The sequence below is a fragment of the Caulobacter sp. GW821-FHT10C03 genome, from assembly GCF_059415485.1.
This window is the reverse complement of the sequence record NZ_JBWKNI010000028.1, coordinates 51,505-72,969: the sequence shown is the minus strand read 5'-3', so window position 1 is coordinate 72,969 and position 21,465 is coordinate 51,505. Positions and strand designations below refer to the sequence as shown.

Sequence of the window (21,465 nt, the reverse complement as noted above, 5' to 3'; positions counted from 1 at the left end):
CCCCCCCCCCCCCCCCCCCCCCCCCCCCCCCCCCCCCCCCCCCCCCCCCCCCCCCCCCCCCGCGCCGGCCTATGCCGCGCAAGCCCCCTCAGTCGCTTCGCGACAGCTCCCCCAAAGGGGGAGCATCTAGAGCGCCCCCTCCGTCCGCCGGAGGGGGCGTTCTTCATGCCTGCTTGACTCATCCATAACTCCGTAGTTATCAATAACCCATAGCCAACCGGTTATCGATTGCTCCCAGGCCCAGGCATGACCCCCGCCCCCGACGACCTCTTCCGCACCCTCGCCGACCCCACCCGCCGGGCGCTGTTCGAGCGGCTGTGCCGCGAGGGCGAGCAGACGGTGGGGGCGCTGACGGCCCAGGCCGGCGTCTCGCAGCCGGCGGTGTCCAAGCACCTGGCCGTGCTCAAGCAGGCGGGCCTGGTCACCGACCGCCACGCCGGCCGCCAGACCCACTACAGCGCCCGCCTCGAGGCCCTGTCGCCCCTGGTCGACTGGACCCGTCGCATGGCCGGTTTCTGGGAGAGCCGCTTCGACCGGCTGGAGGACCTTTTGAACAGGATGGACCAATGATCGACCAGACCGCCGACCTGCGCTCCGTCGTCGTCGAGCGCGACCTGCCGTTCCCGGCCGACAAGCTGTGGCGCGCCCTGACCCAGCCGCACCTGATCGAGGAGTGGCTGATGAAGTCCGACTTCGCCCCCGTGGTCGGCCACCGCTTCAACCTGCGCGGCGAGTGGGGCGGGGTGCTGGACTGCGAGGTGCTGGAGGTCGATCCCCCGAGCAGCCTCTCCTACACCTGGAACCATGCCCACCCCGACCCGGCCTACGCCCTGACCAGCGTGGTCACCTTCACCCTGACGCCGACGGCCGCCGGCACCCACCTGCGCATGGAGCAGTCCGGCTTCCGCCCCGACCAGAAACAGGCCTATGGCGGCGCCCACGCCGGCTGGAAGGGCTTCCTCGAGAAGCTGGAAGCGGTGCTGGGGAAGGATTGAGGGAAGGGTGCGGTTCGTGCGTTCCTAGCCCGTCATCCCGGCTCTCCGCTACGCTGGGGCCGGGACGACGATGGGTTTTGGAGATTGGATCATGGCCCCCAAGCTGCTCTCCGGCGGCAATCCCCAGATCGCCAAGGGCGACGGCGAGGCCCCGATCCAGGCCTATATCGCCGCCATGCCCGGCTGGAAGAGCGCCGTCGGCGCGCGCCTGGACGCCCTGATCACCGCCGCTGTCCCCGGCGTGCGCAAGGCCGTGAAGTGGAACTCGCCGTTCTACGGCGCGCCGGATGAGGAGAAGAGCTGGTTCCTCAGCTTCCACGTCTACGCCCGCTACGTGAAGGTCGCCTTCTTCCGCGGCCAGGCCCTCGACCCCGTCCCGCCCGAACCGTCCAAGAGCGGCGATACCCGCTATTTCCACATCCACGAGGACGAGCCCCTCGACGAGGCCCGCTTGACCGCCTGGATCAAACAGGCCGCCGCCCTGCCCGGCGAGCGGCTCTAAGAAACGAACGAGGAAACGCCATGACCGACACCGTCGAGGACGCCGCCAAATATATCGACGACCGCATCGCCGGCCTCGCCGACTGGCGCGGCGAGGCCCTGGCCCGCATGCGCGCCCTGATCCACGAGGCCGATCCGCAGGTGCTCGAAGAGGTGAAGTGGCGCGGCACGCCCGTCTGGTCGCACGCCGGCATCCTCTGCACCGGCGAGACCTACAAGGCCTACATCAAGCTGACCTTCGCCAAGGGGGCCTCGCTGCCCGACCCCGCCGGCCTGTTCAACTCCAGTCTCGACGGCAACACCCGCCGCGCCATCGACATCCGCGAGGGCGAGGCGGTGGACGCGGCGGCGTTCAAGGCCCTGATCCGCGCGGCGGTCGAGCTCAACACGGCGAAGAAGAAAAAGTAGCTCTCTTAAAACGCCCGTCATTCCCGCCCTTGTGGCGGGAAACCCTCTTTCAGCCGTAAGGGCGGATGGGGCGACGTGCTCAGCACGTCGCTTGCGTCTCACGCGTCGGCGGAACCAGGGCTTCCCGCCACAAGGGCGGGAATGACGGGAAAAGAGGTGCGAGGAGTCAGCCCTTCACCACCCGCCGCAGCCCCACATAGGCCACGCCCGCCGCCACCACGGCCGGCAGGGTCGCCCCGACCTCCGGCGCCAGGCGGCTCACCGCCTGATAGGCCGCGATGCCGATCGCCCAGGCCGCAAGGCCCGAAACGCTCACCGCCCCGCTCGCCGCGCCCTCGGCCCCCGTGGGAGCCTTGCGGCGACGCACGATGAAGTGGTCGGCCAGCAGCACCCCGAACAGCGGCGCGAACACCGAGCCGATCAGTAGCAGGAAGCCCTCGTACTGGCCCATCGGCGCCAACAGGGCGGCCAGGGTGCAGACCGCGCCGAACGCCAGCGCCAGCCGCGCCGGCCGCACCGGAACCAGGGTGGCGGTCGAGACCGCGGCCGAGTGCAGGTCGGCGAAGGCGTTGTCGGTCTCGTCGATGATGATCAGCAGCAGGGCGATCCCGCCGCCGGCCGCGGCCAGGGCGCTCAGCAGCAGCCCCTCGCTGCCCGCCGCCAGGGCGTAGGCCGCGCCCAGCCCCATGAACCAGATGTTGGCCAGCACATAGCCGGCGACGCTGCCGCGGAACATGCCGCCCGGGGTGCGGCCGAAGCGCGTGTAGTCGGCGATCAGCGGCAGCCACGACAGCGGCATGGCCGCCACCAGGTCGACCCCGGCGCCGAAGCTGGTCTCGCCCGTCCCGGCCCTGGCCATCAGGGCGGCCAGGTCGTGCTGGGCCAGCAGTCGCCAGGTCAGCCAGCCGGCCCCGCCCAGCAGCAGCCACAGGCCCCAGGCCCGCAGGAATCGCCGCACGAACGACACCGGCCCCAGCACCGCCAGGGCCGTGGCCAGCACCCCGAACAGCAGGGTCCAGGCGAGCGGATTGGAGACGCCGAAGTTCTGCTTGGCCAGGGCGTCGGCGGCGTCGCGCATGGCGATGATCTCGAACGCGCCCCAGCCGGCCAGCTGCACCGCGTTCAGCACCGCCGGAACCGCCGCGCCGCGCCGGCCCAGGGTCAGCCGCAGCGCGCCCATCGACGACAGCCCGGTGTCGGCCCCGACCACGCCGGCCGCCGCCAGCAGCAGCGCCCCCAGCACCGAGCCGACCACGATCGCCGCCAGCGCCATCGGCAGGCTGAGCCCAGGCACCAGGAACGCGCCGGCCTGCAGCACCAGCAGGCCGATCCCCAGGCTGAACCACAGCGAAAAGGCGTCCCGCGTCCCGAACACCCGGCGCTCGGCCGGCACGGGGGTCAACGGATCATATGCATCGTCGAGCTTGGCCATGCCGCCAGCCTTAGCAGGTCAGGGCCCTGGCGCGAATGTCTGGAAGCGCGACGCAGCGTAGCCGGCAGCGATCTTCCGAAATGAGATCCTTGCCTGTGTTTTAGTATCAGGAAAGTATTATTCTGGCGTGATGGTTTTTGGTGGGGCTGCAATGCCAAGCGTTTTGAATATATCTGAATGCTCTGCTTCGAGCCGATCCAGGGATTCGATGAATGGCGCGATGCGTTCAAGATACTGGGTATGAGTGACGCGTTCCTTGGCCGCGATCCTGTCGGCGAGATCGGTTTCAATCGCTGTAGCTAGGATCTGGACGTTAGACGCTAGGTTGAACAGACTGGAGTCGCCGATAGGGCGACCTATGGCAGTGTTTGCAGACGCAACGGCCGGTGTGATTACGCGACTGATCCAGCCGGAGTTGATCTGTTGAGCTGCGGGCTGCATCTGCACAGTTCGGATGGCGATACGAAGCAAATTCAGCGTTTGCCGGATGCTAATCCAAGCGGTGTGGTGAGCTTCAATCCTAGCTCGCTTTCTGGCGCTTTGAGCATCCAGTAGGCTGATGATCGCGATCGCACTGGTAACAATGATCGCAAGGGCGTTGATGCCCATTCCCAGCCACTCGGTGAGATCGGGTCCTTTATCAACGCAGGTAGCAATGACGTTCATGGCTAAGCTCTACCACGAGGTGTGGGGTGTGGCGAACGTGCTTCCTATTGTTGATGGGTGTCCATCCGGTCTCCCATCGCTTTCCCTCCTAGAACTCCACCCCCACCCGCAGGATCGCCACCACGGCGTTCTTCATCGCCCGGTCGCCGCCGGGACGGATCACATATTGCAGGTCCGGCTGCAGGGTCAGCGGGCCGACGGTGTCTGCATAGGTGACCTCGATCGCCGACTCCGTATCCCCCAGATCCTGGCCGGCGTCGGCGGCGTTGGCCCGGTGCTTCTGGGTCAGATAGGCCTGGTTGACGCCGATCGAGAAGGCGCTGTCCGGCCGGCTCGCCAACACCCGGTCGACCTTGATCCCGGCCTGCCAGCCGCCCTGGAACGGGGTGGTGTCGCCGTCCGAGACGCCCAGGCGCGCGAAGGCCGTCGTGCGGCGTACGGCGTCTTCGGCCTCGGCTCCCGTCAGCGCCCGCTCCAGCAGCACATAGGCCCCCTGGGCCTTGCGCTTGGCCGGATCGCCCGTCGGCCCCAGCTCGCGGATGTCGTCCTGCTTGCGGGTGTAGCGCCAGGCGCCGAAGGCAACCTTGCCGGCTCCGGTCCAGCCGCCCTCGGCGATCAGCAGGGCGCCGTCGTCCATGTGGAAGTCGATCCCGCCCGGATCGCCCAGCACCCCGGCATGGGCGTTGAGCACCGCCGCCTGGGCGTAGACATGCTCCGACGGCGTCCAGGCCAGGCGCACCGCCAGACTCGTGGAGGGAAAGATCGACGGCCCGTTCGGCCCCGTCGCCGCCAGCTCCGAGCCGATGCCGAAGGCCGGCGCGATCAGCAGGCCGGCGCTGTCGTTGGCGTAGAATTCGCTGTTCAGGTCATAGAGGCCGGCCCGCACCGAGCCCTTGCCGCCGGCCAGGTCCTGCTCGATCCAGGCCTCGTACAGCCGCAACCGATGGCGCGAGACCTCGATGTTGTCGACGCCCTGGATCGAGCCGGAGTCGTCGCCCGGCGCGCCGCCGGTGTTGTTCAGCACCAGGGCGTGGGCCCGCGCGCCCGTCCAGCCGACCGCCTTTTCCAGGTCCAGGTCCGCCCCGATCGTCAGGTTGTCGAGCACCCGCCCGCGCCGGGCCGCGCCGCCGTCGACCGTCGCCGCCAGGTCGGCCTTGTAGCCGAAGGAGAGATCCAGCGCCCCGGAGGCTTCCGCCTCCCGCGCCTGCGCCTGGCCAAAACCGGCCAGGCCGGCCGCCAGGGCCGTTCCGATGATCAGGGTCCGCATTCTGCCGCCGCTTGATGAAGTGGCGGCCAGCATCGCGGCCCAAGGCTCAGAAACCCTTTATTCCCAGCCGTTTACGCCGCGACGCAACGTCGCGGCGCCCAAGGTGGAGCGCTCGCGCGAGCACAGCCGCGAGGCGCGAGGAGGCGCTGGCGCGAGGAGTATGACGATGTCCGGAAAGGTCCTTGGTGGAGCCGAGGGGAATCGAACCCCTGACCTCCTCATTGCGAACGAGGCGCTCTACCATCTGAGCTACGGCCCCAAGGAAGCGCGGAGATACGGTGGCCGGCGGCGTCCGTCAAGCGGCAGTTGCGCGGGTCCGCGCGGAAGCTCTGGTGGAAGCCGGAAACAGCGCGGCCTTGCCAGCGGGGACAGGGGCGGGCAAGAAGCGGGCGACCTTTCGCGGAACGCCCATGGCCAACCTGATCCTGTTCGTCTTCTTCATCCTTGGCTCGCTGCTGAACCTGCTCAAGTGGGCGGTTATCATCAGCGCGATCATCAGCTGGCTGGTGGCTTTCGACGTCATCAACCTGCGCAACCGCGCGGTCTATTCGATCAGCCGCTTCCTCGACGCGGTGACCGCGCCGCTGCTGGCGCCGCTGCGCCGGGTGATCCCGCCGCTGGGCGGCGTCGACATCACCCCGATCATCCTGTTCCTGATCATCGTCGGCGTGCAGTCGTTCCTGCTCTATCCGCTGCGCAACATGCTGCTGAGCCTGCTCGGCTGAGCCAGAAGGTCCCCGTGGCCGTCCCAGTCGCGGTTCTCGCCGTGCGCCTGACGCCGCGCGGCGGGCGCGACGCGATCGACGGCTGGGCGGCCGACGCCGACGGCCGTCCCTATCTGAAAGTCCGGGTCAGCGCCCCGCCGGTCGAGGGCGAGGCCAACGCCGCCCTCGTCGCCCTGCTGGCCAAGCGCCTGTCCGCGCCGCGCTCGGCCGTGCGGGTGGCCTCGGGCGCGACCGCCCGCCTCAAGCGCATCGAGGTCGAGGGCCTGGCGCAAGAGGTGCTGGACCGCCTGTTGGCCCGCCCCGCCTGATCCCTTTTTCAACGCCAGGTGCGACAAATCGGCCGCCGGTCCCGCCGCGCCCTCGCAAGCGCGCTTTGGCTGTGCCATTGAAAGAATAGTGTTCTTTCACGACCTCTTAGAGGTCTTCGCCCAGGGTTTGGGCGCCCAGGGTTTGGGCGAAAAATGGCGATCACCAGGGCCAGCGGGGGCCGCGCGATGAGCTCCACGGCCGTAAGCGACAAGGCCCTAAGCGTCAAAGACAGGCAGGCGGCGATCGTTCGCGCCGCCGCGGCCCGGCGAGGCAACATCTATCTGCGCCTGACCGCCACCATCTCGATGGCCGCCATACTGCACGTCTATATCGGCATGCGCTGGGTGTGGCTGTGGGCGGCCGCCTACGCCATCGCCCAGCTGTTCGAGCTGTGGCTGTTCCAGTCGCTGAAGGAAGCGCCCGAGCGCGCCCTGGCCGGCTGGCGGCGCTGGGCCCTGGCGATCATGCCGGCGGTCACTTCGATCATCTTCGGGGCCCTGGCCCTGCCGCTGTTCGCCTCGAACCAGCGCTTCGCCCCCACCCTGGGCGGCATGCTGCTGGCCGGCGCCCTGCTCAACGTCATCGTCGTCAATGTCAGCCTGAGATCCGCCACGCTCGCGGCGGCCGCGCCGCACATCGTCTACCTGCTGATCGTGCCGTTCATCGGCCGGGCGGCCAATCCCGACGCGCCCCTGGCCAACGCCCTGTGGTTCGGGGTGCTGCTGCTGATCTTCTCGGTCGCGGTGGCCGCCCGCACGCTGGAGGCCGCCCTCAAGGCCGAGGAGGCCGCCAAGGCCGAGGCCGAGCGCCGCCGCCATGAGGCCGAAGAAGCCGTCGCCGCCAAGAGCGCCTTCGTGGCCATGATCAGCCACGAGCTGCGCACCCCGATCAGCGCCATACTGGCCGGCGCCGCGCGCCTGCACAGCGAGGTGCCGGAAGCCTCCTCCAAGGTCCACGCCCAGCTGATTTCCGACGCCGGCGCGATGATGCGCACCCTGCTCAACGACCTGCTGGACTTCTCGCGCCTGGAGGCCGGCCGCATGGCGGTGGAGCGCGCGCCCTACAACCTGCGCCAGGCCCTGGCCGACACCCTGCGGCTGTGGCGTCCCGAGGCCCAGAAGAAGGGGCTGAAGCTGCGGGTCGAGGGGGCCGTGGGCCTGCCGCGCTGGGTGTCGGGCGACGCCCTGCGCCTGCGTCAGGTGCTCAACAACCTGCTGTCCAACGCCATCAAGTTCACCGAGCAGGGCGGCGTCACCGTGGCCCTGGCCGCCCATCGCCAGGGCGAGGGCTGGACCCTGGAGATCGCCGTCACCGACACCGGCCGGGGCATCGAGCCCGAGGTCATGCCCCGTATGTTCACCCCGTTCGACCAGCTGAACGCCGAGGTCATGCGGCTGCACGGCGGCTCGGGCCTGGGGCTGGTGATCAGCCGCGAGCTGGCCCGGCTGATGGGCGGCGACCTGTCGGCCGCCAGCGAAGGGCTGGGTCATGGGGCGAGCATGCGCTTCACCCTGCGGGTCGACGAGGCCCAGGCCCCGGCCGCCGCCGACGATGTCGCCTCGATCGCCGGGGCGCGGGTGCTGGTGGTCGACGATCACGTGGTCAACCGCCGCGCGGTCGAGCTGGTGCTGCAGACCTTCGGCGTCACGCCCGTCCTGGCCGAGTCCGGCGAGCAAGCGCTGGAGATCCTGGCCTCCACCGTGTTCGACGCGGTGCTGATGGATGTCTACATGCCGGGCCTGGGCGGCCGCGAGACCACCCGCGTGCTGCGCGCCGAGCCGGGCCTAAATCGCGGCGTGCCGGTGATCGCGGTCACCGCCTCGTCCACCCCCAAGGACTGGGAGGCCTGCCGCGCCGCCGGCATGAACGCCCACGTCGCCAAGCCCATCGACCCGGCCCAGCTGCACGCCGCCCTGGTCGAGGTGCTGCCGGTCATCCCCGCGCGGACGGCGGCGGCGTAAGGCTGCCCTCTCCCACCCGGAAACACCTCTCCCCATGGGAGAGGTTTGCACGCAGCCGCTCCACCAGCGCGGCCTCGTCCTTCATCTGGCATTCCCAGATCGTCTCGACCCGCCAGCCGGCCTCAAGCAGGGCCGCCTCGTTCCTGGCGTCGCGGGCCTTGTTGCGGGCCACCTTGGCCAGCCAGTAGTCGCGATTGGCCTTGGGTACGCGCGAGCCCCGCGCGCAGTCGTGGCCGTGCCAGAAGCAGCCATGCACGAAGAAGACGAGCTTCCGCCCCGGCATGACGACGTCGGGCGAGCCGGGCAGGTCCTTGCGGTGCAGGCGGTAGCGGGCGCCCAGAGCGGTGAGCAGCCGGCGCAGGGCGAGTTCGGGCGTGGTGCCCTTGCTCTTCACCCGGGCCATGACGGCCGAGCGCTTGGCCGGATCGAAGACGTCGGTCACCCGTCGCTCCCCGATCCGGCCGGCAGCCTTACAGCCCCTCGAACAGGGCCGTCGACAGGTAGCGTTCGGCGAAGCTGGGGATGATCGCCACGATCAGCTTGCCGGCGTATTCGTCGCGCAGGGCCAGGTCGAAGGCGGCGGTCAGGGCCGCGCCCGAGCTGATGCCGACGGTCAGGCCCTCGGTCGAGGCGGCCTTGCGGGCCATGGCGAAGGCGTCGTCGTTGCTGACCTGGACGATGTCGTCGATGACGCCGCGATCGAGGATGCCCGGCACGAAGCCGGCGCCGATGCCCTGGATCTTGTGCGGGCCGGGCTGGCCGCCCGACAGCACGGCCGAGGCTTCCGGCTCGACGGCCACCATCTTCAGGCCCGGCTTGCGGGCCTTCAGCACCTGGCCGACGCCGCTGATCGTGCCGCCGGTGCCGACGCCCGAGACCACGGCGTCCACGGCGCCGGCCGTGTCGTTCCAGATCTCTTCGGCGGTCGAGACCCGGTGGATCAGCGGGTTGGCGGTGTTTTCGAACTGCTGGGGCATCACCGCGCCGGGGGTGGCCTCGACGATCTCCTGGGCGCGGGCGACGGCGCCGCGCATGCCCTTCTCGGCCGGGGTCAGCTCCAGCTTGGCGCCGAGCAGCAGCAGCATCTTGCGGCGCTCGATCGACATGCTCTCGGGCATCACCAGGGTCAGCTTGTAGCCCTTGGCCGCGGCCACGAAGGCGAGAGCGATGCCGGTGTTGCCGCTGGTCGGCTCGACGATCGAACCGCCCGGCTTCAGCACGCCCTTGGCTTCCAGGTACTCGACCATGGCCACGCCGATGCGGTCCTTGACCGAGGCCAGCGGGTTGAAGAACTCGAGCTTGGCCACGACCTCGCCCTTGGGCTTCAGCTCGGCCATCAGGCGCGGCAGGCGGATGATCGGGGTGTCGCCGACGGTGTCGAGGATGGAGTCGTAGATCTTGCCCCGGCCGGCGCGCTTGAAGCGCGCGGCGTCGTACAGGCTGGAAGCGTCGTCCATGATGGTCTCTCGGAGCGTTGAATTGCGGCCCTAGGGTCGATCTCCACCTTAGGCCGTAGGCTTTTGCGTGTCAGCGACCTATTCGGCCGCCAGGGCCGCAGATTTCCTGGTCGCGAGCGGAGTCAGCAGGTGTTCGGCCAGCCAGCGCACGGCCGGGGCCGCCACGCCGTCGCCGATCACGTGCAGGCCGGCGGTGGCGCTTTTCGGCAGGGCGTAGCTGTCGGGCAGGCCCATCAGCCTGGCCCCCTCGCGCGGCGTGACCAGGCGCGAGCGCACCACGCCCTTGTCGATCACCAGCAGGGTCTGCCGCGAGGAGCCGCCGCGCGGGGTGCGCAGGCAGCCTGCCAGGCCGTCGAACCGCACTTCCGCCCGCTGTTCGCCGCCGCGCATCCGCCGGAACACGCCGCCGACGGCCCGTTCTCCCGAGGCGACGCGCGCGTCGACCGAGGCGCGGTGGGCCGGGGCCATCAGGTCCAGCAGGGCGGCGGTGGCTTCCTCGCCGCGCCATTCGACGGCGTCGTCGGGCTCCAGCACGGTGGAAAGGTCGGTGTTGCGGGCCGGCGGGGCGGGCAGGGCCCACCACAGCCAGCGGTCCTTCAGGGCCTGGGGCAAGCGGGCGGCGGCCTCGCGCACGGCGCGGCTGTGGAACGGCCCCTGGCCGGTCAGGCCCTCGGTCGGCGCCCGGGTAGCCACGACGAACACGCGGGGCCGCGACTGCGGGGTGAAGCTGGCCGCGTCGATCTCCAGCGCCCCGAAGTGGTAGCCCTGGTCGGCCAGGGCCTGGCACAGGGCGGTGAAGTCCTCGCCGCGGTGCGAGGTCAACAGGCCGACCACGTTCTCGATGACGATGGTGGTCGGGGCGCGACCCTCGTCTTCCAGCGCCTCGATCAGCCGCCAGAAGCCGAAGAACGCCGACGAGCGCCCGCCGTGCAGGCCCGCCCGCGCCCCGGCCAGGCTGAAGTCCTGGCAGGGGCTCGAGGCCCAGGCCAGGTCGGCCTGCCCGGGCAGGTCGGCCGCCTCCAGCTTGAAGACGTCGCCGGTGTGGAAGTGCTCTTCGGCGTCGGCGAAGTTGGCGCGGTAGGTCTGGGCCTTCACCGGGTCGAAATCGTTGGCGAAGGCGCAGGTCCAGCCTTCGCCGAGGCCGATGCGGGCCATGCCGCCGCCAGCGAAGAATTCGTAGAAGACGGGGGCGGCGTTGTGATTCATCGTACCCCGTAGACTAGCTTGAGCCGCCGCTTCGAGGATAGCGCCCGCATGATGCGTTTCACCGTCATCGCCGTCGTGGGAGCCGCCTGTGTGCTGTTGGCTGGGTGCGGCGACGGACCGATGGGCCAGTCCGAGGGCGCCAGCGCCGCGCCGGCCGACGCCCCGACGAGCGTGGGTCCCGACTATGGCGGCGACTTCGACCTCGTCGGCACCGAGCCGTTCTGGAGCGGCCGCATCCGCGAGGGCGGGCTCCTGCTCGATCGCATGGAAGGCGGCGCCGTCACCCTGCCCAATCCCGGCGTGCGCATCGATGGCGAGCAGGGCGTCTGGGACGCCGAGCAGCCGGCGGCCGAACCTGGCGCCGCCAGCCACCGCCTGGTCTTCCGCCTGACGCCCCAGCCCTGCTCCGACGGCATGTCCGACCGCGCCTTCAGCCACGCCGCCGAAGTCTGGATCGACGGCGCGACCCTGAAGGGCTGCGCGGGCAGGGTGGAGGAACTGGAGAAGCAGGGGCGGCCTTAGGCTTCGGCGCTCCTTCCACTCCACGCCGTAAGATCCCCGCGAAGGCGGGGATCCAAGCCGACGTTCAGGATGTGGCGCGGCTGTGGGCTATCTGCAGGCTTCGCTTGGATCCCCGCCTTCGCGGGGATGCGCGGCGAAAAATCGGCTCAAGCTAGCAAACGCCGATCAGCCCGCCCGGCAGCCTCAGCTGCCCTTGATATCAATCGTCTCGATCTGCGACTGGCTGGCCTGCGCCTTGTGCTGGCGGCCCGGGGTGGGCAGCAGCAGGCCGACGGCGATGGCCGCGACGATGGCGAGAGCGATGAGGGCCTTGGCGGCCATGGTGTTTCGGGTCCGTTGCGGGTCTGAAAATCCAGCGCCCGTGACCGTCATATGGTTCCGCCGGCGCCGCTTGCAAGGGCGGTGGAGAACGCCGGTATCCTTCTCCCCTTGCGGGAGAAGGTGGCGGCCGAAGGCCGTCGGATGAGGGGTCTCTCAGACTTGAGACGCCGCACCCGGCCTGACCGTCGCACGCGGTTTCGAGGTCCGAGAGACCCCTCACCCGACCCGCTTCGCGGGCCACCCTCTCCCGCAGGGGGAGAGGGACCTAGAGCCGCCCGCGCGCGCCGCCTTTCAGCGCATCGATCTTGCGCTCAGGCCTCGGCGGGGCGGCCTCCGGCTCCAGCGCCGACAGCCACCCGCCCGCCGGCCGCGCCGCGCGCTCGGGCGGCAGGGACACGACGATCTTCCTCACCGTCGCGGCCATCTGGCCCAGCAGCCGCACCTTCTCGGATGCCTTGCGCATGGCCTCGCGGTCGAAACCGTCCTCCATCGCCGCCCACAGGTCATCCATCGCCGCCATCAGCCGCTGCTGGATCTTCGCGCACCAGGCGCGGGAGGTCTGTTCGCTCATGACCAACAGCATGAGGCCGGTCCTGAGGCCGGGGACAGGAAACGTGCGTTTTCTTGTAGGGCGTTGAATTCGTTGGGGGCGAGGCGCCGACCAACGGGGATAAACCTCTCCCATAGGGAGAGGGAGGGGCCCGCCGCGAAGCGGTGGGAGGGTGAGGGGGTACACCCTCGACCGCATTGCCCTGGATCGTGCCGGCACGCCGGCCGACCTCGTAACCCCTCATCCTCCCACGCCTGCGGCGCGGGCCCCTCCTTCTCCCTATGGGAGAAGGTAAGACCGCACGCCCTGTGGATAACTTCACCCCCTACTTCGTCGCCTCGTGCACTTCCTTCTTGGCCGCCGTCCCCGCTTCCTTGCTCTCGCGGGTGATGTCCTTGCCGGCTTCCTGGGCCTTGTCGCCGGCCTTGGCGCCGGCTTCCTTGGCGGCGTCCACCGCGTCGCCGGCGGCGACCTTGAGGTCGGCGGCGGTTTCCTTGGTGCTTTCCTTCAGGGCCGTGCCGGCTTCCTTGACGTCCGGGTCGTTCTTGATCTCGTTGGCGGCGTCCTTGATGTCCTGGCCGGCGGCGGCGGCGCCTTCCTTGATCTGCTGGGCGTGCTGGTCCGAGCAGGCGGCGGCCGACAGGGCCAGGGCGGAGACGGCGATCAGGGCGAGGGTGCGCATGGGTCTTTCTCCAACGCTCGTGGTTGCAAAGAGTCCGGCAAACAACGATGGGCGAACGGTCGAGGTTCCGACTCTCAAGTCCCTGGGCAAGTCCCCGGGGGCGCCCCCCGGCGCCGCACGCTTTCCCCGAAGCCCTTGCGGGGCTAAACCCCCGCCATGCGCATCGCCTTCCTCGGAACCCCCGATTTCGCCGTCGCCTGCCTGGCCGAACTGGTCGCCAGCGGCCACGAGATCGTCTGTGTCTACTCCCAGCCGCCCGCCCCGCGCGGCCGCGGCCAGGAGCTGAAGCCCTCGCCGGTCCACGCCTTCGCCGAGGGCCTGGGCCTGCCGGTGCGCACGCCCGTCTCGATGAAGACCCCCGAGGAGATCGAGGCCTTCCAGGCGCTCGACCTCGACGCCGCCGTCGTCGTCGCCTTCGGCCAGATCCTGGTCAAGGCCGTGCTCGACGCCCCGAAGCTGGGCTGCTTCAACCTGCACGCCAGCCTGCTGCCCCGCTGGCGCGGCGCCGCCCCCATCCAGCGGGCGATCATGGCCGGCGATCCCGTCACCGGCGTCCAGGTGATGCGGATGAGCGAGGGCCTCGACGAGGGCCCCGTGCTGCTGTCGGAGAGCGTGCGTATCGACGCGCTCGACACCGTGGCCAGCCTGCACGACCGCCTGGCCGCCGTCGGCGCCCGCATCCTGCCCGTCGCCCTGGGCGCCATCGAGCGCGGCCAGGCCATCGAGACGCCGCAGAGCGAGGATGGCGTCACCTACGCCAGGAAGATCAAGCCGGCCGAGGCCCGCATCGACTGGACCCGCCCCGCCGCCGAGGTCGATCGCCACATCCGCGGCCTCTCGCCCTTCCCCGGCGCCTGGTTCGAGGCCCCGTCCGGCAAGGGACCGGTGCGCGTGAAGGCCCTGCTGTCCAAGGTCGAGGACGTGGATGGCGCGCCCGGCGCCGTGCTCGACGACGACCTGCTGATCGCCTGCGGTGGGGGCGCTGTCCGCCTGCTCAAGGCCCAGCGCGAGGGCAAGGGCGCCCAGGACGCCGACGTCTTCCTGCGCGGCTTCCCGCTGGCCGCCGGGACGGTCCTGGCCTGATGCCCCGCTACCGCCTCCTCGTCGAGTACGACGGCCGTCCCTATGCGGGCTTCCAGGCCCAGGCGACCCTGCCCAGCGTGCAGGGGGCGATCGAGGCGGCGGTGAAGGCCTTCAGCGGCCAGGAACTGCGCATCGCCGCCGCCGGCCGCACCGACACCGGCGTCCACGCCACCGGCCAGGTCGTCCATGTCGACCTCGAGCGCGACTGGCCGGCCCAGACGGTGATGAACGCCCTCAACGCCCACCTGATGCGCGAGGCCGTCTCGATCCTCGACGCCGAGGTGGCCCCGGAAGACTGGCACGCCCGCTTTTCCGCCAATGAGCGCCGCTACCTCTACCGCATCCTCAACCGCCGCGCCCCGCCGGCCCTCGACAAGGGCAAGGTCTGGCACATGAAGAAGCCGCTGGACGCCGACGCCATGCACGCGGCCGCGCAAGCCCTGGTCGGCCTGCACGACTTCACCACCTTCCGCGACATGCACTGCCAGGCCAAGTCGCCGCTGAAGACGCTGGACGTCGCCCGCGTGCGCCAGGTCGGCGAGGAGATCCACCTCGACTTCGAGGCCCGCTCATTCCTCCACCGCCAGGTGCGGTCGATGACGGGGACGCTGGTCGAGGTCGGCGCCGGCCGCTGGGAGCCCGGCGACGTCAAGGCCGCCCTGGAGGCTAGGGACCGCACGCAATGCGGCCCCGTGGCCCCGGCCGACGGGCTCTATCTGGTGGGCGTCGGCTACGGCGACTGAGGGCTTGGAAGAAACCCGCGGCCTCCGCCGGCTCGACAGTCGACGGAGGCTGCGGGAGAGGCCGGTGTGAGGGCGGCCTCGAGGGCGGAAACCCCGGGGAAGTCAGGGAAGGGGCTTCCGGTGGGGAGGTCAGTCCGGCTTGCGGTCCGACATGCGCTCGGCGATCCAGACCGTACCGAGCGCCAGGATGAACACGCCGAAGCCGGCGAGGACGAAACCGAGATAGGCGATCTGACCGAGCGACATGGCGGGCTCCGTTGAAGGTCGCTCTGACGTTGCATGCCCCGCGCGAGCGTCGCCTTGATCTGGGTCAAACGCCGGAAGACCCCCTCAGTCGCTCCGCGACAGCTCCCCCAAAGGGGGAGCATCTTGAAGAGCGCCGCGCCGACCAGATCCTCCCCCTCTGGGGGAGGTGGCCCGGAGGGCCGGAGGGGGCCTGCGCCGCCCTACAGCACCGAGCAGTTCGTCAGCTGCGCGAAGGCCTCCAGCGCCGACGCCCCAACCACCGACGTGCCGAACCGGTCCAGCTCCGGCGACCACACGGCCACCGTCGCCTTGCCCGGCACGACCGCCACGATCCCGCCGCCGACGCCGCTCTTGGCCGGCAGGCCGACGCGGTAGGCGAAGCTGCCGACGCTGTCGTAGATGCCGCAGGTCAGCAGCAGGGAATTGAGCCGCCGGGTCAGGCGCTCGGGAAAGATCGTCTCCTCGACCACCGGCGAGAAGCCGCCCGCCGCCAGCGGCAGGAAGGCCCGCGCCAGCTGCCGGCAGCTCATGGTCAGGGCGCACTGGCGGCAATAGGCGGCGACCACGGCCTCGGGGTCGTGGGTGATCGTCTCCTTGCCGCGCATCAGGTTGGCGATGGCCCGGTTCTGCCAGGCGTTGGCCAGCTCCGAGGCCGCCACCGCCTCGTCGATCTCGACCGGACCGTCAGCCAGGAAACCGGCGAAGCCGCGCACCAGGGCGGCGGGGTCCTTGACCTTGTCGAGCAGGATGTCGGTCACCGCCAGGGCGCCGGCGTTGATGAACGGATTGCGCGGGAAGCCGCCCTCGGACTCCAGCTGCGACAGGTGGTTGAACGGCGTGCCCGACGGCTCCTTGCCGACCCGCGTCCACACCTCGTCGCCGATGCGGTTCAAGGCGAGCCCCAGGCTCAGCACCTTGGTGATGCTCTGGACGGAAAAGCCCTCGTCGGAGTCGCCGATCACGTGCTCGCCGCCGTCCACCGTGCGCACGGCCATGCCGAACTTCGTCCCCGGCACGGTGGCCAGCTGCGGGATGTAGTCGGGCACCCGCCCCTTGCCGAAGTGCGGCTTCACCAGCACGGCGACCTCGGCGAGGACTTCGTCGATGGAGAGCTCGTTCATGGCTCGGTTCCGTCAGCGGGTCCGCCCTCGTTCTTCGACAGGCTCAGGATGAGGGCTATTGCTCGGGCGGCGCAGTAGAAATCCTCACCCTGAGCTTGTCGAAGGGCGAGGGTTTCGTCCTACCCCGAAAACGCCTCGAAATACCGCCGGATCAGCGCCGTGTAGGCCACCGCCAGCTGGCGGACTTCCTCGACCGGCACCCGCTCGTCCACCTGGTGCATGGTCGAGCCCACAAGGCCGAACTCCACCACCGGGCAGATGGCGCGGATGAAGCGGGCGTCGCTGGTGCCGCCGGTGGTCGACAGTTCCGGCACGCGGCCGGTGGCGTCGCCCACGGCGCCGACGATCACGTCGGTGAAGGCGCCCGGCTCGGTGAGGAAGGCCTCGCCGCTGATCTTGCACAGGGCCTCGACCCGGCCGGAGAAGCCCTCGGCCGCCTCGCGGCACTCGTGCTCGATCCAGGCGGCCAGGTCCTTGCCCTTGTGCGCCGGGTTGAAGCGGATGTTGATCCGGGCCTTCGCCGAGGCCGGAATGACGTTCGTCGCCGGGTTGCCGACGTCGACCGTGGTGATCTCCAGGTTCGACGGCTGGAAGCCGGTATAGCCCTCGTCCAGCATCCGGCTCTGCAGGCGGGAAAGGATGTCGACCAGCACCGGGATCGGATTGGCCGCCCGGTGCGGATAGGCCACGTGGCCCTGGCGGCCGTCCACCGCGATCCAGGCGTTGATGCTGCCGCGCCGGCCGATCTTGACCATGTCGCCCAGCAGGCTGGCGCTGGTCGGCTCGCCGACGATGCAGTGGTCGATGATCTCGCCCTCGGCGGCCAAGGCCTCGACCACCTTCACGGTGCCGTCCTCGGCCACGCCCTCTTCGTCGCCGGTGATCAGGAAGCTGATCGAGCCGGGAACCTCGTCCGTATTGCCCACGGCCGCGACGAAGGCGGCGATCGCCGACTTCATGTCGACCGCGCCGCGGCCGTAGAGCACGCCGTCCTTGATCTCGGCCTCGAACGGGCCCGCCGTCCAGGCCGCGTCGTCGCCCACCGGCACCACGTCGGTGTGGCCGGCGAAGCAGAGGTTGGGCCGCGCGGTCCCGCGCTTGGCGTAGAGGTTCTCGATCTCGCCGAACTTCATGCGCCGGCAATCGAAGCCCAGCCCTTCCAGCTGGCGCTGCAGCACGTCCATCGCGCCCTCGTCGGCGGGGGTGACGGAGGGGCGGCGGATCAGGGCTTGGGCCAGCTCGACGGCGTCGATGCTGACGGAAACGGGCGCGGGACTGGTCATGGTGCAGGCTTTAAGCTTCCCTTCGGCGGGACGCAAACCGCGCACGAACTTGCCAAGGCCGACCATGCCCAAGATCGACATCGACAAGGCTCCCACCCGCCACGGCACGGCCTATCCGCCGCCGTTCGACGCGCCCTGCAAGGCTCGCCAGCGCTGGAAGCTGGGCGACGCCGTCGGCCTCACCCAGTTCGGCGTCAATCTCATGAGGCTCGAGCCGGGCGTCTGGTCCAGCCAGCGCCACTGGCACACGGCCGAGGACGAGTTCGTCTGGGTGGTCGAGGGCGAGGTCGTGCTGGTCGAGGAGAACGGCGAAACCATCCTGCGGGCCGGCGACTGCGCGGGCTTCAAGGCCGGCGTGGCCGACGGCCACCAGATCCAGAACCGCTCCGACCGCGTCGCCGTGCTGCTGGAAATGGGCTCGCGCCGCCCCGACGAGGACGGCTGCGACTATCCCGACCTCGACCTGATCATCCGCCCCGGCGAGGAGACCTACCGCCACCGCGACGGAACGCCGTACGAGGTGGAGCGCGGGAGGAAGCGGTGAGGGCGTTAATGACCCCTCTCTCTATGAGAGAGGGGTCATGTACGAGGCTCCCTACCGCCGCTCCGCCCCGTACCGGTTCTCGCCCTTGGTGCCGCGCAGGAAGCCCAGCTCCACCCAGGCCCAGATCGACAGGGCGAAGGCGCCAAGGCCGAGCAGGGGGGCGGCCAGTTCGGAGCCGTTGGGGCCGCCGCCTTCGTAGAGGCCGGCGGCCAGGGCGGTCAGGGCGTAGGGGCCGACGGCGAAGATCAGGATCCACCAGGCCGCCTTGCCCCGGTCGTGCAGGCGGCGCACGGCCACGCAGACCCCGGCGGCCAGGATGGGCAGGAACAGCAGGCAGGGAACCGCCCCCAGCCAGCCGCCGATCCGGGTGGCGATCACCACCAGGCTCATGACCACGGCGGCCAGGGCGATCTGGGCGACCTGCACCCGCCAGTATTCCAGCCGGGCGGCCCGGCCCTTGAGCGAGAAGAACGGCTTCAGCTTTGCGACGAGGCTCGACATGGCCGCTACTAGAGCTTGATCCGCCCCTTTTCGAAAGGGTTCAGGAAAGGGCGGCGAGCGCCTCGTCCATCGACGGCCGCGCGCCGCCGTCCGGCTGCACGCAGGCGGCCTCCAGGGCGCGCAGGGCGGCCGGGACCTCGCCCTCGACCCCGTCCAGCACCTCGCCCAGCAGCAGGCCGAAGGCGCGCACGTCCAGCGCCGACCAGCGCCGTTCCTCGCCCGGCGGCAGGAAGGCGGCCGCGCCGAAGTCGCTGAGCACGGCCGCGCCGGTTTCCCCGTCCCACAGCACGTTGTGGGCGTAGAGGTCGCCGTGGCTCAGGCCTCGCTCGTGCAGCCGCGCGGTCCCGGCGGCGACGTCGCGGACCAGGCGCCGGGCGACGTCGAGCGGCAGGCGGAAATCGGCGGCGTAGACGTCGCGGCTGCAGGTCTGGCGGCTGGGCGGGCCGGCCAGCACGCGCCAGCCGTCCGGCAGCAGCGGCATCAGCAGGCCCTCGGCGCCGTCCGGATGCTCGACCACGCGGCCCAGGGCGCCGGTCAGGTTCGGGTGCTCGCCCACGGCCAGGCAAGCGGCCATCTCGCGCTCGGGCAAACCATCGCTGGTCATCGTCCCGCGAAACAGCTTCAGGGCCGCGGGCCTGGTGGTCCCCTGGCCGTTCCAGGCGACCTCGAACACGTCGCCCGAGGCGCCGCGTCCCAGGGCCTTGCCCACCGCCAGCTCGCGCCAGGCGACCGGGCCCGAGGTCGTGTCGTCGCCGGTGTCGAAGGGGTTTCCGGCCCAGGCCAGCCAGGCCAGCGCCGGCAGCTCGGCCAGCCAGCCGGGCATGGCCTCGAAGCGGTTGGCCGAGAGGCGCAGCAGCTCCAGGTTCGGCGCCCGCGCCAGGCCTTGAGGCAGGGCGTCCAGCCGGTTGCCGGCCAGCATCAGCTTCTGCAGGGCCGGGCGCTCGCCCAGGGCCGCGGGCAGGGACGTCAGCCGGTTGTTGGTCAGGGTCAGCCAGCGCAGCCGGGGCGGCAGGGCCTCGGCGGGCAGTTCTTCCAGGCCGCAGTCGCGAAAGCCGACCTGGCTCAGCGCCTCGCAGTCGCCCAGGCTCTCGGGTAGGCGGCGGAACGGCGAATAGGAGCAGAACAGGAAACGCAGCCGCTTCAGCCGCCCCAGGTCGGGCGGCAGGGTCGACAGCCGCGAACCGGACAGGTCCAGGGCCTCCAGCGTGTCGGCCAGGCCGAAGATCTCCGGCGGGAACTCGGTGAGTTCCGCGCCGGAGAGGTCCAGCTCGCGCGCCCCGGCCAGTTCGCCGGCGCGCAGGGCGGCGAGGGTCTTGTTCGCCGCCCCCGTCACGCGGATCAGTCGCGCAGCAGGTCGTTGATCGAGGTCTTCGAGCGGGTCTGGGCGTCGACCGTCTTGACGATCACGGCGCAGTACAGGCTCGGGCCGCCGTTCTTGTCGGGCAGGCTGCCCGGCACCACGACGCTGTAGGGCGGCACCTTGCCGATGTGGATTTCGCCGGTCTTGCGGTCGACGATCTTGGTCGAGGCCGACAGGTAGACGCCCATCGACAGGACCGAGCCCTCGCCGACGACCACGCCTTCGACCACTTCCGAACGGGCGCCGATGAAGCAGTTGTCCTCGATGATGGTCGGGTTGGCCTGCAGCGGCTCCAGCACGCCGCCGATGCCGACGCCGCCCGACAGGTGGACGTGCTTGCCGATCTGGGCGCACGAGCCGACCGTCACCCAGGTGTCGACCATGGTGCCCTCATCGACGAAGGCGCCGATGTTCACGAACGACGGCATCAGGATGACGTTCTTGGAGATGTGCGAGCCGCGACGCACGATGGCGCCCGGCACGGCGCGGAAGCCGCCGGCCTCGAACTGCGGGGCGTCCCAACCGTCGAACTTGTTGGCCACCTTGTCCCACCACGGACCGACGCCGCCGCCCAGCGAGCCGGCGCGCATCACGGTGTTGGGGTTGAGGCGGAACGACAGCAGCACGGCCTTCTTCAGCCACTGGTGCGTGGTCCACTCGCCGTCGATCTTCTCCGAGACGCGGGCCTTGCCGCTGTCGAGCAGCAGCAGGGCCTCTTCCACGGCGGTGCGGACCGGGCCGGCGGTGGCGGTCGAGACGCCGTCGCGGGCCTCCCAGGCGGCTTCGATCTCGGTCTGCAGATCGGCGAAGGTCAGGGCGGTCATGTCAGGCTTCCTTCAGGCGCGCCGAGCTCAGGAACCCGGCGAGGTCGTTGGTGCGATGGTGGACGTGTTCGGAGGTCGAGGCGGCCGCGTGGGCGCCGACCAGCACAGTGGTCATGCCGATGCGCGCGGCCGGGACGAGGTTCTTCTCGCTGTCCTCGAAGAAGGCGGTCGTCGGCGGATCGATGGCGTGCAGCTTGGTGATCTTGTCGAAGGTCGCCAGCGACGGCTTGGGGATGTAGTCGGCCGTCTCGATGGCGAAGATCTCGCTGAATAGGTCGCGCAGGCCCAGATGCCCCAGCACCCGCTCGGCGTGGCCCAGCGAGCCGTTGGTGAACACCAGCCGCCGGCCGGGCAGGGCGTCGATCGCCGCGTGCAGGGCCGGGTCGGGGACCAGGTTGTCCAGCGACACGTCGTGCACCTCCTCCAGGAACTGGGAGGGGTCCATGCCGTGATAGGTCATCAGCCCGGCCAGGGTGGTGCCGTGCTCCATATAGTACTTCTTCTGCAGCGCCCGGGCTTCCTCGCGCGGAAGCCCGGTATAGCGCTCGACGAAGTCGGTCATGCGGCCCTCGATCAGCCCCATGAACTCGGTCTCGGCCGGGTAGAGGGTGTTGTCGAGGTCGAACAGCCAGGTGTCGACGTGGGTGAGGTCGGCAGCCATGACTAGATCCTCCCCCTCTGGGGGAGGTGGCGGCGAAGCCGACGGAGGGGGAAGAGCCCTGGGCGCGGAGGCGGCTGAAAACGCGGGGGGGGGGGGG

General features: G+C 70.3%; 26 protein-coding genes and 1 tRNA gene. 11 read left to right on the top strand and 16 right to left on the bottom strand.

Annotated elements, in window-relative coordinates; all coding sequences use genetic code 11:
* Positions 1-246 precede the first annotated feature (246 nt).
* From AC07NG_RS24065 to AC07NG_RS24050, 4 genes are all read left to right on the top strand, one after another.
* Entirely contained in the window at positions 247-570 is a 324-nt protein-coding gene (locus tag AC07NG_RS24065) for an ArsR/SmtB family transcription factor (RefSeq protein WP_492856340.1), read from the top strand.
* Positions 567-995 (top strand): SRPBCC family protein, encoded by a 429-nt coding sequence (locus tag AC07NG_RS24060; RefSeq protein WP_494596836.1) that lies wholly within the window; start codon positions 567-569, stop codon positions 993-995. Before AC07NG_RS24065 ends, AC07NG_RS24060 begins: the two co-directional genes overlap by 4 nt.
* A 91-nt stretch (positions 996-1,086) precedes the next feature.
* Complete coding sequence (locus tag AC07NG_RS24055) at positions 1,087-1,497, top strand: DUF1801 domain-containing protein (protein ID WP_494596835.1); 411 nt, start codon at positions 1,087-1,089, stop codon at positions 1,495-1,497.
* Between the two features lie 20 nt (positions 1,498-1,517).
* Positions 1,518-1,904: a DUF1801 domain-containing protein gene (locus AC07NG_RS24050; protein WP_494596833.1), complete on the top strand. Its 387-nt coding sequence runs from the start codon at positions 1,518-1,520 to the stop codon at positions 1,902-1,904.
* A gap of 166 nt (positions 1,905-2,070) precedes the next feature.
* On the opposite strand, the gene cytX is transcribed toward AC07NG_RS24050, so the two are convergent.
* The 4 genes from cytX to AC07NG_RS24030 form a co-directional block, all read right to left on the bottom strand.
* The gene (gene cytX, locus AC07NG_RS24045) at positions 2,071-3,336 is read right to left on the bottom strand and encodes a putative hydroxymethylpyrimidine transporter CytX (RefSeq protein ID WP_494596832.1); all 1,266 of its coding nucleotides are present in this window, start codon (positions 3,334-3,336) and stop codon (positions 2,071-2,073) included.
* 117 nt (positions 3,337-3,453) lie between these two features.
* Complete coding sequence (locus AC07NG_RS24040) at positions 3,454-4,002, bottom strand: hypothetical protein (protein ID WP_494596831.1); 549 nt, start codon at positions 4,000-4,002, stop codon at positions 3,454-3,456.
* 88 nt (positions 4,003-4,090) lie between these two features.
* Positions 4,091-5,269 (bottom strand): carbohydrate porin, encoded by a 1,179-nt coding sequence (locus tag AC07NG_RS24035; RefSeq protein ID WP_494596829.1) that lies wholly within the window; start codon positions 5,267-5,269, stop codon positions 4,091-4,093.
* 183 nt (positions 5,270-5,452) lie between these two features.
* Positions 5,453-5,528 (bottom strand) — tRNA-Ala (locus tag AC07NG_RS24030).
* Positions 5,529-5,679: 151 nt separating this feature from the next.
* Here AC07NG_RS24030 and AC07NG_RS24025 point away from each other — a divergent pair.
* From AC07NG_RS24025 to AC07NG_RS24015, 3 genes are all read left to right on the top strand, one after another.
* A complete protein-coding gene (locus tag AC07NG_RS24025) occupies positions 5,680-5,994 on the top strand; it encodes a YggT family protein (protein ID WP_487291887.1) in 315 nt (104 codons plus the stop codon).
* A 14-nt stretch (positions 5,995-6,008) separates the two neighbouring features.
* Positions 6,009-6,302, top strand: coding sequence for a DUF167 family protein (locus AC07NG_RS24020; protein WP_494596828.1), 294 nt, complete (start codon positions 6,009-6,011; stop codon positions 6,300-6,302).
* A 186-nt stretch (positions 6,303-6,488) separates the two neighbouring features.
* Positions 6,489-8,264, top strand: coding sequence for an ATP-binding protein (locus AC07NG_RS24015; protein ID WP_494596827.1), 1,776 nt, complete (start codon positions 6,489-6,491; stop codon positions 8,262-8,264).
* Here the strand turns inward: AC07NG_RS24015 and AC07NG_RS24010 are convergent.
* The 3 genes from AC07NG_RS24010 to AC07NG_RS24000 form a co-directional block, all read right to left on the bottom strand.
* Positions 8,236-8,706 (bottom strand): very short patch repair endonuclease, encoded by a 471-nt coding sequence (locus AC07NG_RS24010; protein WP_494596825.1) that lies wholly within the window; start codon positions 8,704-8,706, stop codon positions 8,236-8,238. The two genes, AC07NG_RS24015 and AC07NG_RS24010, sit on opposite strands and share 29 nt — an antisense overlap.
* 28 nt (positions 8,707-8,734) lie before the next feature.
* Positions 8,735-9,721: a cysteine synthase A gene (gene cysK / locus AC07NG_RS24005; RefSeq protein WP_492856350.1), complete on the bottom strand. Its 987-nt coding sequence runs from the start codon at positions 9,719-9,721 to the stop codon at positions 8,735-8,737.
* 78 nt (positions 9,722-9,799) lie between these two features.
* The gene (locus AC07NG_RS24000; RefSeq protein WP_492856351.1) at positions 9,800-10,927 is read right to left on the bottom strand and encodes a DNA cytosine methyltransferase; all 1,128 of its coding nucleotides are present in this window, start codon (positions 10,925-10,927) and stop codon (positions 9,800-9,802) included.
* 48 nt (positions 10,928-10,975) lie between these two features.
* Between AC07NG_RS24000 and AC07NG_RS23995 the strand changes: the two genes are divergently transcribed.
* Positions 10,976-11,449: a COG3650 family protein gene (locus tag AC07NG_RS23995; RefSeq protein ID WP_494596823.1), complete on the top strand. Its 474-nt coding sequence runs from the start codon at positions 10,976-10,978 to the stop codon at positions 11,447-11,449.
* A gap of 183 nt (positions 11,450-11,632) precedes the next feature.
* Here AC07NG_RS23995 and AC07NG_RS23990 read toward each other — a convergent pair whose 3' ends face one another.
* The 3 genes from AC07NG_RS23990 to AC07NG_RS23980 form a co-directional block, all read right to left on the bottom strand.
* On the bottom strand, positions 11,633-11,770 hold the full coding sequence (locus AC07NG_RS23990) for a hypothetical protein (protein WP_199228285.1): 138 nt from the start codon (positions 11,768-11,770) through the stop codon (positions 11,633-11,635).
* Between the two features lie 265 nt (positions 11,771-12,035).
* Positions 12,036-12,353, bottom strand: coding sequence for a hypothetical protein (locus tag AC07NG_RS23985; RefSeq protein WP_494596821.1), 318 nt, complete (start codon positions 12,351-12,353; stop codon positions 12,036-12,038).
* Between the two features lie 292 nt (positions 12,354-12,645).
* A complete protein-coding gene (locus AC07NG_RS23980) occupies positions 12,646-13,002 on the bottom strand; it encodes a cell surface protein (protein WP_110121077.1) in 357 nt (118 codons plus the stop codon).
* A 156-nt stretch (positions 13,003-13,158) separates the two neighbouring features.
* On the opposite strand from AC07NG_RS23980, the gene fmt reads away from it, so the two are divergent.
* Both fmt and truA read left to right on the top strand, forming a co-directional pair.
* Complete coding sequence (gene fmt / locus AC07NG_RS23975; protein WP_494596819.1) at positions 13,159-14,085, top strand: methionyl-tRNA formyltransferase; 927 nt, start codon at positions 13,159-13,161, stop codon at positions 14,083-14,085.
* The gene (gene truA, locus AC07NG_RS23970) at positions 14,085-14,828 is read left to right on the top strand and encodes a tRNA pseudouridine(38-40) synthase TruA (RefSeq protein WP_487291896.1); all 744 of its coding nucleotides are present in this window, start codon (positions 14,085-14,087) and stop codon (positions 14,826-14,828) included. Before fmt ends, truA begins: the two co-directional genes overlap by 1 nt.
* Positions 14,829-15,274: 446 nt before the next feature.
* On the opposite strand, the gene AC07NG_RS23965 is transcribed toward truA, so the two are convergent.
* Positions 15,275-16,195 carry a glutaminase gene (locus tag AC07NG_RS23965; protein ID WP_494596817.1) on the bottom strand — a complete coding sequence of 307 codons (921 nt, stop codon included), beginning with the start codon at positions 16,193-16,195 and terminating at the stop codon, positions 15,275-15,277.
* A 119-nt stretch (positions 16,196-16,314) separates the two neighbouring features.
* Positions 16,315-17,478, bottom strand: a complete 1,164-nt coding sequence (dapE, locus tag AC07NG_RS23960; RefSeq protein WP_494596840.1) for a succinyl-diaminopimelate desuccinylase — start codon at positions 17,476-17,478, stop codon at positions 16,315-16,317.
* Between the two features lie 64 nt (positions 17,479-17,542).
* On the opposite strand from dapE, the gene AC07NG_RS23955 reads away from it, so the two are divergent.
* Positions 17,543-18,022 carry a cupin domain-containing protein gene (locus tag AC07NG_RS23955; RefSeq protein ID WP_494596816.1) on the top strand — a complete coding sequence of 160 codons (480 nt, stop codon included), beginning with the start codon at positions 17,543-17,545 and terminating at the stop codon, positions 18,020-18,022.
* Positions 18,023-18,073: 51 nt separating this feature from the next.
* Here the strand turns inward: AC07NG_RS23955 and AC07NG_RS23950 are convergent, their stop codons facing one another.
* The 4 genes from AC07NG_RS23950 to AC07NG_RS23935 are packed head-to-tail and all read right to left on the bottom strand — an operon-like array spanning position 18,074 to position 21,368.
* On the bottom strand, positions 18,074-18,523 hold the full coding sequence (locus tag AC07NG_RS23950) for a DUF805 domain-containing protein (RefSeq protein WP_494596815.1): 450 nt from the start codon (positions 18,521-18,523) through the stop codon (positions 18,074-18,076).
* 40 nt (positions 18,524-18,563) lie between these two features.
* On the bottom strand, positions 18,564-19,856 hold the full coding sequence (locus AC07NG_RS23945) for a leucine-rich repeat-containing protein kinase family protein (protein WP_494596813.1): 1,293 nt from the start codon (positions 19,854-19,856) through the stop codon (positions 18,564-18,566).
* A gap of 5 nt (positions 19,857-19,861) precedes the next feature.
* Complete coding sequence (gene dapD, locus AC07NG_RS23940) at positions 19,862-20,707, bottom strand: 2,3,4,5-tetrahydropyridine-2,6-dicarboxylate N-succinyltransferase (RefSeq protein ID WP_487291901.1); 846 nt, start codon at positions 20,705-20,707, stop codon at positions 19,862-19,864.
* Between the two features lies 1 nt (position 20,708).
* A complete protein-coding gene (locus AC07NG_RS23935) occupies positions 20,709-21,368 on the bottom strand; it encodes a pyrimidine 5'-nucleotidase (protein ID WP_494596812.1) in 660 nt (219 codons plus the stop codon).
* Positions 21,369-21,465: the final 97 nt, after the last annotated feature.

Excerpts from the sequence above, each read along its gene's own strand:
- AC07NG_RS24065 (WP_492856340.1), top strand. The coding sequence starts at position 247 with ATGACCCCCGCCCCCGACGACCTCTTCCGCACCCTCGCCGACCCCACC.
- AC07NG_RS24060 (WP_494596836.1), top strand. The coding sequence starts at position 567 with ATGATCGACCAGACCGCCGACCTGCGCTCCGTCGTCGTCGAGCGCGAC.
- AC07NG_RS24055 (WP_494596835.1), top strand. The coding sequence starts at position 1,087 with ATGGCCCCCAAGCTGCTCTCCGGCGGCAATCCCCAGATCGCCAAGGGC.
- AC07NG_RS24050 (WP_494596833.1), top strand. The coding sequence starts at position 1,518 with ATGACCGACACCGTCGAGGACGCCGCCAAATATATCGACGACCGCATC.
- cytX (WP_494596832.1), bottom strand. The coding sequence starts at position 3,336 with ATGGCCAAGCTCGACGATGCATATGATCCGTTGACCCCCGTGCCGGCC.
- AC07NG_RS24040 (WP_494596831.1), bottom strand. The coding sequence starts at position 4,002 with ATGAACGTCATTGCTACCTGCGTTGATAAAGGACCCGATCTCACCGAG.
- AC07NG_RS24035 (WP_494596829.1), bottom strand. The coding sequence starts at position 5,269 with ATGCGGACCCTGATCATCGGAACGGCCCTGGCGGCCGGCCTGGCCGGT.
- AC07NG_RS24025 (WP_487291887.1), top strand. The coding sequence starts at position 5,680 with ATGGCCAACCTGATCCTGTTCGTCTTCTTCATCCTTGGCTCGCTGCTG.
- AC07NG_RS24015 (WP_494596827.1), top strand. The coding sequence starts at position 6,489 with ATGAGCTCCACGGCCGTAAGCGACAAGGCCCTAAGCGTCAAAGACAGG.
- cysK (WP_492856350.1), bottom strand. The coding sequence starts at position 9,721 with ATGGACGACGCTTCCAGCCTGTACGACGCCGCGCGCTTCAAGCGCGCC.
- AC07NG_RS24000 (WP_492856351.1), bottom strand. The coding sequence starts at position 10,927 with ATGAATCACAACGCCGCCCCCGTCTTCTACGAATTCTTCGCTGGCGGC.
- AC07NG_RS23995 (WP_494596823.1), top strand. The coding sequence starts at position 10,976 with ATGATGCGTTTCACCGTCATCGCCGTCGTGGGAGCCGCCTGTGTGCTG.
- AC07NG_RS23990 (WP_199228285.1), bottom strand. The coding sequence starts at position 11,770 with ATGGCCGCCAAGGCCCTCATCGCTCTCGCCATCGTCGCGGCCATCGCC.
- AC07NG_RS23985 (WP_494596821.1), bottom strand. The coding sequence starts at position 12,353 with ATGCTGTTGGTCATGAGCGAACAGACCTCCCGCGCCTGGTGCGCGAAG.
- AC07NG_RS23980 (WP_110121077.1), bottom strand. The coding sequence starts at position 13,002 with ATGCGCACCCTCGCCCTGATCGCCGTCTCCGCCCTGGCCCTGTCGGCC.
- fmt (WP_494596819.1), top strand. The coding sequence starts at position 13,159 with ATGCGCATCGCCTTCCTCGGAACCCCCGATTTCGCCGTCGCCTGCCTG.
- truA (WP_487291896.1), top strand. The coding sequence starts at position 14,085 with ATGCCCCGCTACCGCCTCCTCGTCGAGTACGACGGCCGTCCCTATGCG.
- AC07NG_RS23965 (WP_494596817.1), bottom strand. The coding sequence starts at position 16,195 with ATGAACGAGCTCTCCATCGACGAAGTCCTCGCCGAGGTCGCCGTGCTG.
- dapE (WP_494596840.1), bottom strand. The coding sequence starts at position 17,478 with ATGACCAGTCCCGCGCCCGTTTCCGTCAGCATCGACGCCGTCGAGCTG.
- AC07NG_RS23955 (WP_494596816.1), top strand. The coding sequence starts at position 17,543 with ATGCCCAAGATCGACATCGACAAGGCTCCCACCCGCCACGGCACGGCC.
- AC07NG_RS23950 (WP_494596815.1), bottom strand. The coding sequence starts at position 18,523 with ATGTCGAGCCTCGTCGCAAAGCTGAAGCCGTTCTTCTCGCTCAAGGGC.
- dapD (WP_487291901.1), bottom strand. The coding sequence starts at position 20,707 with ATGACCGCCCTGACCTTCGCCGATCTGCAGACCGAGATCGAAGCCGCC.
- AC07NG_RS23935 (WP_494596812.1), bottom strand. The coding sequence starts at position 21,368 with ATGGCTGCCGACCTCACCCACGTCGACACCTGGCTGTTCGACCTCGAC.